Origin of the sequence: Nocardiopsis halotolerans DSM 44410 (assembly GCF_000341065.1) — a bacterium.
In the GTDB taxonomy this organism is placed as follows: domain Bacteria; phylum Actinomycetota; class Actinomycetes; order Streptosporangiales; family Streptosporangiaceae; genus Nocardiopsis; species Nocardiopsis halotolerans.
Genome location: NZ_ANAX01000098.1, coordinates 1 through 6,947 on the forward strand (window position 1 = coordinate 1; position 6,947 = coordinate 6,947).

Below are 6,947 nucleotides of genomic sequence, written 5' to 3' on the forward strand. Positions count from 1 at the left end.
CGGCGCCCGACACGAACATGCTGGAGGCCCCGCTCGGGGACGCGCGGGCCACGGTCTTCGCCTCCTACGAGATGGACGCGGCCGTGCTGGTGGTGGAGGGTCTGCCTTCGGCGCCGCCGGGGACGGCCTACCAGATGTGGTGGGCCGACGGCAGCGGTGTGCGTCCGGCGGGGACGCTGGCGCCGTCGGCGGACGGCAGGCACTCGGGGATGGCCGACGACATGGGGCGTCCGGACGAACTCCGGGTGTCGCTGGAGTCGGAGGGGGACGCTCCGGACCCCGGTGGCGAGGCGATGGCCATCGACATGTGACCCGCGCTCCGTTCCCGTGGACCACCTCCGTGGACCGGTGCCACCACTGTCCTCGCGGGGGTCCGCACGGTCCACGGAGCGGTGCGCACGCGGATCCTCGGTTTCCCGCACCGGGGTGACAACCACGCGCGGGTAAGGACTCACACGGAGACGGAGAAACGGCGGGGGATCCTCGCTTACGGTCGCAGTACTTCCGGGAAGTCACGAGGCGAAGGCTCCCCGGTGAGGCGCGGAACGCTTCGCCCGTCCCGTCGGCCCCCGGAGACACCATGGCGCCCAAAGCCGAAGGCCCGCCCGTCCCCCCGCGCACGTCCGCCCCCTCACGCCTGCGACACGTCCTCACGACGGCGCGGATCCTGGTCCGCGCCGGTGTGCTCAGCCCGGGACGCCCCGACAGGGTCGTCCGCCAGCTCCGCGCGCTGCGCACGTGGGGCGCCACGATCGCGGGGGGATACGCCGCCGCGAACGAGCGCGTGCCCGACGCCGTGGCGATCATCGACGAGCGGGGACCGACGACCTTCCGCGAGATGAACCTGCGCGGCCGCGAGCTGGCCCGGAGACTGCACCGCGTCGGGGTGGGACAGGACTCGCGCGTGGGCGTGCTGTGCCGTAACCACAGCGGTTTCGTGCAGACGATGGTGGCCTGCGGCCGTCTGGGCGCCGACACCGTGCTGCTGAACACCGGACTGTCGGCGGGTCAGATGGCCGCGTCGGCGGCGTCCAACGGGGTGTCGGTGGTCGTCGCCGACGCCGGGTTGGCGGACCTGTGCGAGGAACTGCCGCCGGAGGTCGTCCGGGTGACGGCCTGGGGAGAACCTCCCGCCGAGGGGCTGTGCGTGCCGTGGGAGGCGGCGGAGAGCGCGGAGGCCGACCCGGCTCCTCCCGAGCGTCCGGGCCGGTTGGTCGTGCTGACGTCGGGGACGACGGGCGCGCCCAAGGGGGCGCGGCGGCCGACCCCGAAGGGGCCGCAGGACGCGGCGTCGGTGCTGTCCCGCATCCCCCTGCGTTCCTCGGACCGCATCCTGATCTCGGCGCCGGTCTTCCACACGTGGGGGCTGGCGGGTGTGCAGCTGGGCATGTCGTTGCGCGCGTGCCTGGTGATGAGACGCCTGTTCGAACCGGAGGACGTGCTGCGCACGATCCAGGAGGAGCGGTGTACGGCGCTGTTCGCGGTGCCGGTGATGCTGCGGCGGATCATGGACCTGCCCCGGTCGACGCGCGAGCGGTACGACACGTCGTCGCTGCGGATCGTGGCGTGCAGCGGTTCGGCGATGAGCCCGAAGCTGATCACGGACTTCATGGACGTGTTCGGGGACGTGCTCTACAACCTCTACGGGTCGACCGAGGTGTCGTGGGCGACGATCGCGACCCCCGAGGACATGCGGCTGTCCCCGACGACGGCGGGCCGTCCGCCCCTGGGGACGCGGATCGCGGTCCTGGACGGGGAGGGCGCGGAGGTCCCGCCGGGTACCGAGGGCTCGATCCACGTCGGCAACGACATGCTCTTCGACGGCTACACGAACGGGCGGAGCAGGAACGTCGCGGACGGGCTGATGGAGACCGGCGACCGGGGGCACGTGGACGCGAACGGCCTGTTGCACGTGGCGGGCCGGGATGACGACATGATCGTCTCGGGCGGGGAGAACGCTTTTCCCCGGCCGGTGGAGGAGGCGATCGTGACGCTTCCCCAGGTACGTGAGGTCGTGGTGACGGGTGTGGCCGACGAGGAGTTCGGGCAGCGGTTCGCGGCGTACGTGGTGCCGTACCCGGGCCGGGACGTGGACCCGAACGAGGTGCGGATGCACGTGCGCCGGGTTCTCGGCCGGTTCTCGGTGCCGCGCGACGTGGTGGTCGTGGACGAACTGCCGCGTAACGCCACGGGGAAGGTGGTCAGGCGTCTGCTGCCCTACCAGGAGCCTCGCCGTTGACCGGTGTCCCGGACGCCCCCGACACCGACGCCCCCTGACACCCTGGTGGCTCTGGCGGACGCGCGTCCCGTGTCGGCCCCGAGGGGCGCGGCAACGGCGGAACGTGCCGGCTCGTGCGCGGAGGCGGGGACGGGATCGGGCGTCGGCGCACCGGTGAACACCCGCTTCCACCTGCGTGAACGCCCCGCATTCCCCCTCCGGGGCCCGGTACCGCTCTTCTTTGTGCGCAAGGTAATTGTGAGCTTTGGAAATCGGGCGCGGGGTAACTACCATGGAGCCGATGCCCGACCGATCCCCCGCCCCCGCGGGCGACTTCCCCCTCCCCGCCGTCGACGAGCAGATGTGCTTCGCTCTCTACGCCGCGTCGCGTGCGGTCACCAACCTGTACCGGCCCCTGCTGGAGCCGTTGGGTCTGACCTATCCCCAGTATCTGGTGATGATGCTGCTCTGGGAGCGCGGCGAGTGCTGGGTGAAGGACTTCGGTTCCGTGCTCCAGCTGGACTACGGCACCCTCACGCCGCTGCTCAAGCGGTTGGAGGCCCGTGAACTGCTGGTCCGGGGCCGCGACCCGCGGGATGAGCGCTCCGTCCGCGTCTCCCTCACCGAGGAGGGCAGACGGATGAGGACGCGCGCCGAGGGCATCCCGGAGGCGATCGGCAGGGTCATCGACCTCCCCGAGGAGGAGTTCGAGGCCACGCGGCTGGCACTGCGCCGCCTGACGGCGAACGTTCTCGCGGGGCAGGCACAGCTGCCCGAGGACGGCTGAGCGGAGCTCCGCCACCGTGTCCGCCGTCGGGGGACGACGGACGGCGGCGGTGGCGGCGGGGACGGGCACCACGGGGGTCGTGCCTGTCCCCAGGAGCATGGGCGGGTCGTGGTCACGGCCCGCCCGTGCTCCGTCACGTCCCCGGCCGCCGCCCGTTCCCCGCGTTTCTCCGGGAGTCCCTGAGAGCCGGTCGGCGCGGAGTTAGGGTGGGTGAATGTCGATCTGGGCGTCAGACAACCGCGCTGGGCAGGTCCGGGAGGCCCTGACCATGCTCCTGTCCCAGGGAGTGATTGACGACTTCCGTATCCGGCCGGACGAGGAGTTCCCCTTCCGGGTGACCGTCCCGGCCGGTGTGGTCCCGATGACCGAGCACCAGGCCGCGCACTTCGCGCTCGGTGCGACGGTGGCCCACTTCGGACGTCTGGCCCGCGGCGGGGACGGGCCCTAGCAGCCGTTCCCCGGTCCGCCCTGTCCGCCGTCCGCGGTCGGAGCGCTCCAGCCACATCGGCAACGTATCCGGCCAGACCTCTAGCAGCCGTTCGGCGTGTGCTCCCAGTAGCCCGGTGAGGTCTCGGTCAGCGACGTGGTGACGAAGACGTTCCACAGGCCGAGCGCGTCGCCGGAGCCGACGGCGTAGACCCGCCCGGAACGCTGGACCGCGCGGCCCGCCGAGACGTGGTCGTAGTTGCTGTCGGTCACGCACACCCCGGGTTCCTCCGTGGGCGGGTCGGTCGGCTCCTCCGTGGGCGGGTCCGTGGGGTCCGGCCCGGGGTCCTGACCGCCGTCGCCGATGCCCCAGAAGTCGACGGTGTACCCGGTCGAGCAGACGGTGTCGAGGAAGTAGGCGCCCGCCGTGCCGCAGCCCTCGGACGGGTCGACGGGGGTGCCGTGGCCCATGCCGGAGACCGTGTAGTGGGCGACGGACGCGGTGGTGGCGTCTCCGCCGTGGTAGGCGGCGGTGGTGGACCCGGACAGCTGCTCGGTGGCGTCGGGGTCACCGGACAGTCCGTGGACGTTGGTCCACTGGCTCACGCTGGCGTCGCCGTTGGCGGGGGCCACCGTGGTGTCGGCGGTGCCGTGCCAGACGGCGACGCGCGGCCAGGGCCCGTCCCAGCCGGGGTTCCCGTCGCGGACCTCGTCGCCCCACTGCTGCGGGGTCCGGGTCCTGCCTGGGTTCATGCAGGTGAAGGCGTCGATCATGCCGCTCGCGCAGCCCACCGGGATCCCCGCGACGATGCTGCCCCCGGCGAACAGGTCGGGGTAGGCGGCGAGGAGCTCCCCCGCCATCGCGCCTCCCGCGGAGAGCCCGGAGACGTACACCTGGTCGGCGGCCAGCCCGTGGGTGGCCACGGCGTACTCGACCATGGAGCGGATCGACCGTGCCTCTCCGGAGTCGCGCGCGGTGTCACCGGGCTGGAACCAGTTGAAGCAGCTGATGGCGTTGTTGGCCGACTTCTGCTCGGGGTAGACGAGGGCGAATCCGTGTTCGTCGGCGTACCCGGCCCAGCCGGAGTGGCCGTGGTAGGCGGAGGCGTCCTGCGCGCAACCGTGCAGCAGCACGACCAGGGGCGCGTCGGCGGGCAGGCCGTCGGGGACGTAGGAGTACATCGCCAGGTTGCCGGGATTGGCGCCGAACGAGGACACCGGGGTGAGTGTGGCGGCCGAGGCACGTGGGGCCAGGGCGACCAGCAGGGCGGTGACCATGGCGAGCACGGCGGTCAGGGCGACGGCGAGGGGGAGTGCCGTGGGAGGAGGAAGGTGGCGTCGTGCGGACGGTGACGTGGGATCCATGGGGTACCTCCGGGGGATACGAACGGTGAGCGGGGGTCCGTCTGGCAGGGAGCCTAACCCTGGTGTGACGCAGGCGACATGGACAAGAGAGCCAGGTCACGCCGCCTTCGCCAGTGGGAAACCCACAGCGGGCTTCCAACCCATGGCCGGAGACCACATGTCCACACCCCGGGGTGTGTCCGGCTCCCCTATCCCCCGTCCGTGGGGGCGCGCCTAGTTTGCTGCCATGACGACGCACGAGTTCCTGTCGGGCACGGCGCGGCAGGCCACCCATTCCCCCGTCCCCGGGACCACGGGGATCCCCCGCACCACCCGGGTCGACCTCACGGGAAGGACCGCCCTGGTGACCGGGGCGGCCAGCGGCATCGGCAGGGCNGCCCTGCGCCTGGCGGAGGCCGGGGCCGGTGTACGGCTGGTCGACCTCGACGGGGAGGCCCTGGACGCACTGGCCGACCAGGGTGTCGGCGAGGCGGTGGCGCTGGACCTGACCGACCTGGACGCCGCCGAGGAGGCCGCCCGGGGTGCGGACATCGTGGTCAACAACGCGGGCGTCCAGACGGTCGCGCCCGTCCAGGACTTCCCTCCGGAGCGTTTCTCCCTCATCCTTCGTCTCATGGTCGAGTCGCCGTTCCGCGTGGTGCGCGGCGCCCTGCCCCACATGTACGAACGGGGATGGGGCCGCGTCGTCAACATCTCCTCGGTGCACGGCCTGCGCGCCTCGGCCTACAAGTCGGCCTACGTGACCGCCAAGCACGGCCTGGAGGGCTTCTCGAAGGTGGTCGCCCTGGAGGGCGCCGCACACGGGGTGACCTCCAACTGTGTGAACCCCGGCTACGTGCGCACCCCCTTGGTGGAGAGGCAGATCGCCGAGCAGGCGGCGGCGCACGGCATTCCCGAGGACCGGGTGGTCTCGGAGGTCCTGTTGGCGAGGAGCCCGCTCAAGCGGCTGATCGAACCCTCCGAGGTCGCCGAGCTGGTCACCTACCTGTGCGGTGAGGACGCGTCGTTCGTCAACGGCGCGTCCCTGCCCGTGGACGGAGCATGGAGCGCGAGCTGAACACCACCACTTCCGGTTCCCACGGCGACCCGGCCGAGGACGGCCCCGCGGGCGCCGACGGCCAAGCGTTCTTCCTGGACCTGCTGTTGCGCGACGCCCCGGCCGTGGAGTACGAGCGGCCGGTGCTGCGCGCGCGTGCGCGCGGCGACGATCCGGAGGTGGTGGCCTCGTTGGAGGCAGCGAAACTGACGGCGTTGCGGGTGCGGTCGGTGATGCGCGACCGGCAGCGCCGGGAGTCGGAGCTGAGCGCGCTGTTCGAGACGGCCAACGACCTGGCGGGGATGCGCAGCCTGGACCAGGTGCTCCAGGCGATCGTGGAGCGGGCCCGGAACCTGCTGGGCACCGACACCGCGTACCTGACGCTGAGCGATCCGGAGGCGGGCGACACCTACATGCGGGTGACGTCGGGGTCGGTGTCCGCGGCGTTCCAGCGGCTGCGGCTGGCGCCGGGCAAGGGTCTGGGCGGTCTGGTGGCCACCACGGCCCTGCCGTACGTGACCGCGAACTACTTCACCGACCCGCGGTTCGCGCACGAGGACAACATCGACCACGCGGTGCGCGAGGAGGGCCTGGTGGCCATCCTGGGCGTACCGCTGAAGATGAACGGGCGCGACGTGGGCGTGCTGTTCGCCGCGAACCGGCGGGAGCGGCCCTTCGCGCACTCGGAGGTGGCGCTCCTGTCGTCGCTGGCGGCGCACGCGGCCATCGCGATCGACAGCGCGAACCTCATCGACGACACCCGTCGCGCCCTGGACGAGCTGCACACCGTCAACGAGCGGTTGCAGAGGCACACGGCGTCGGTGGAGCGCTCCGCGGCGGCGCACGACCGGCTGACCGACCTGGTGCTGCGCGGAGGCGGGGTGCGCGAGGTGGCGGCGGCGGTGGCCGAGGTGTTGGGCGGCACGGTGCTGATCCACGACGCGACCTCGGACGAGTCGGTGTCCGCCAGCCCGGAGGGCGTGGTGGAGGAGGGCGCCCGGAGCGGTGCCCCGTGGGACTCCGGTGACGGGGACCTGGCCGACGCGGTGCGCTCGTCGCTGACCAGCGGTCGTGCCGCGCGGTCGGGGCGGGCGTGGGTGGCGTCGGCGGCGGCC

At 72.4% G+C, this 6,947-nt stretch carries 7 protein-coding genes; 6 read left to right on the top strand and 1 reads right to left on the bottom strand.

Features of this window, described 5'->3' with window-relative positions:
- The 4 genes from D455_RS0107500 to D455_RS0107515 all read left to right on the top strand — a co-directional run.
- Positions 1 to 311: anti-sigma factor (locus D455_RS0107500; RefSeq protein ID WP_017570128.1), on the top strand; the 311-nt coding region annotated here is incomplete at its 5' end.
- Between the two features lie 269 nt (positions 312 to 580).
- Positions 581 to 2,239 (top strand): AMP-binding protein, encoded by a 1,659-nt coding sequence (locus D455_RS0107505; RefSeq protein ID WP_017570129.1) that lies wholly within the window; start codon positions 581 to 583, stop codon positions 2,237 to 2,239.
- Between the two features lie 271 nt (positions 2,240 to 2,510).
- The gene (locus D455_RS0107510) at positions 2,511 to 3,005 is read left to right on the top strand and encodes a MarR family winged helix-turn-helix transcriptional regulator (protein WP_017570130.1); all 495 of its coding nucleotides are present in this window, start codon (positions 2,511 to 2,513) and stop codon (positions 3,003 to 3,005) included.
- Positions 3,006 to 3,219: 214 nt separating this feature from the next.
- Positions 3,220 to 3,453: a hypothetical protein gene (locus D455_RS0107515; RefSeq protein ID WP_017570131.1), complete on the top strand. Its 234-nt coding sequence runs from the start codon at positions 3,220 to 3,222 to the stop codon at positions 3,451 to 3,453.
- A gap of 80 nt (positions 3,454 to 3,533) precedes the next feature.
- On the opposite strand, the gene D455_RS0107520 is transcribed toward D455_RS0107515, so the two are convergent.
- Complete coding sequence (locus D455_RS0107520) at positions 3,534 to 4,796, bottom strand: extracellular catalytic domain type 1 short-chain-length polyhydroxyalkanoate depolymerase (RefSeq protein WP_017570132.1); 1,263 nt, start codon at positions 4,794 to 4,796, stop codon at positions 3,534 to 3,536.
- 226 nt (positions 4,797 to 5,022) lie between these two features.
- Here D455_RS0107520 and D455_RS0107525 point away from each other — a divergent pair, with 226 nt between their 5' ends.
- Positions 5,023 to 5,853 (top strand): 3-hydroxybutyrate dehydrogenase, encoded by an 831-nt coding sequence (locus D455_RS0107525; RefSeq protein ID WP_017570133.1) that lies wholly within the window; start codon positions 5,023 to 5,025, stop codon positions 5,851 to 5,853.
- A partial coding sequence (locus D455_RS0107530) for a GAF domain-containing protein (RefSeq protein WP_017570134.1) occupies positions 5,838 to 6,947 on the top strand: 1,110 nt, incomplete at its 3' end. The genes D455_RS0107525 and D455_RS0107530, both read left to right, overlap by 16 nt.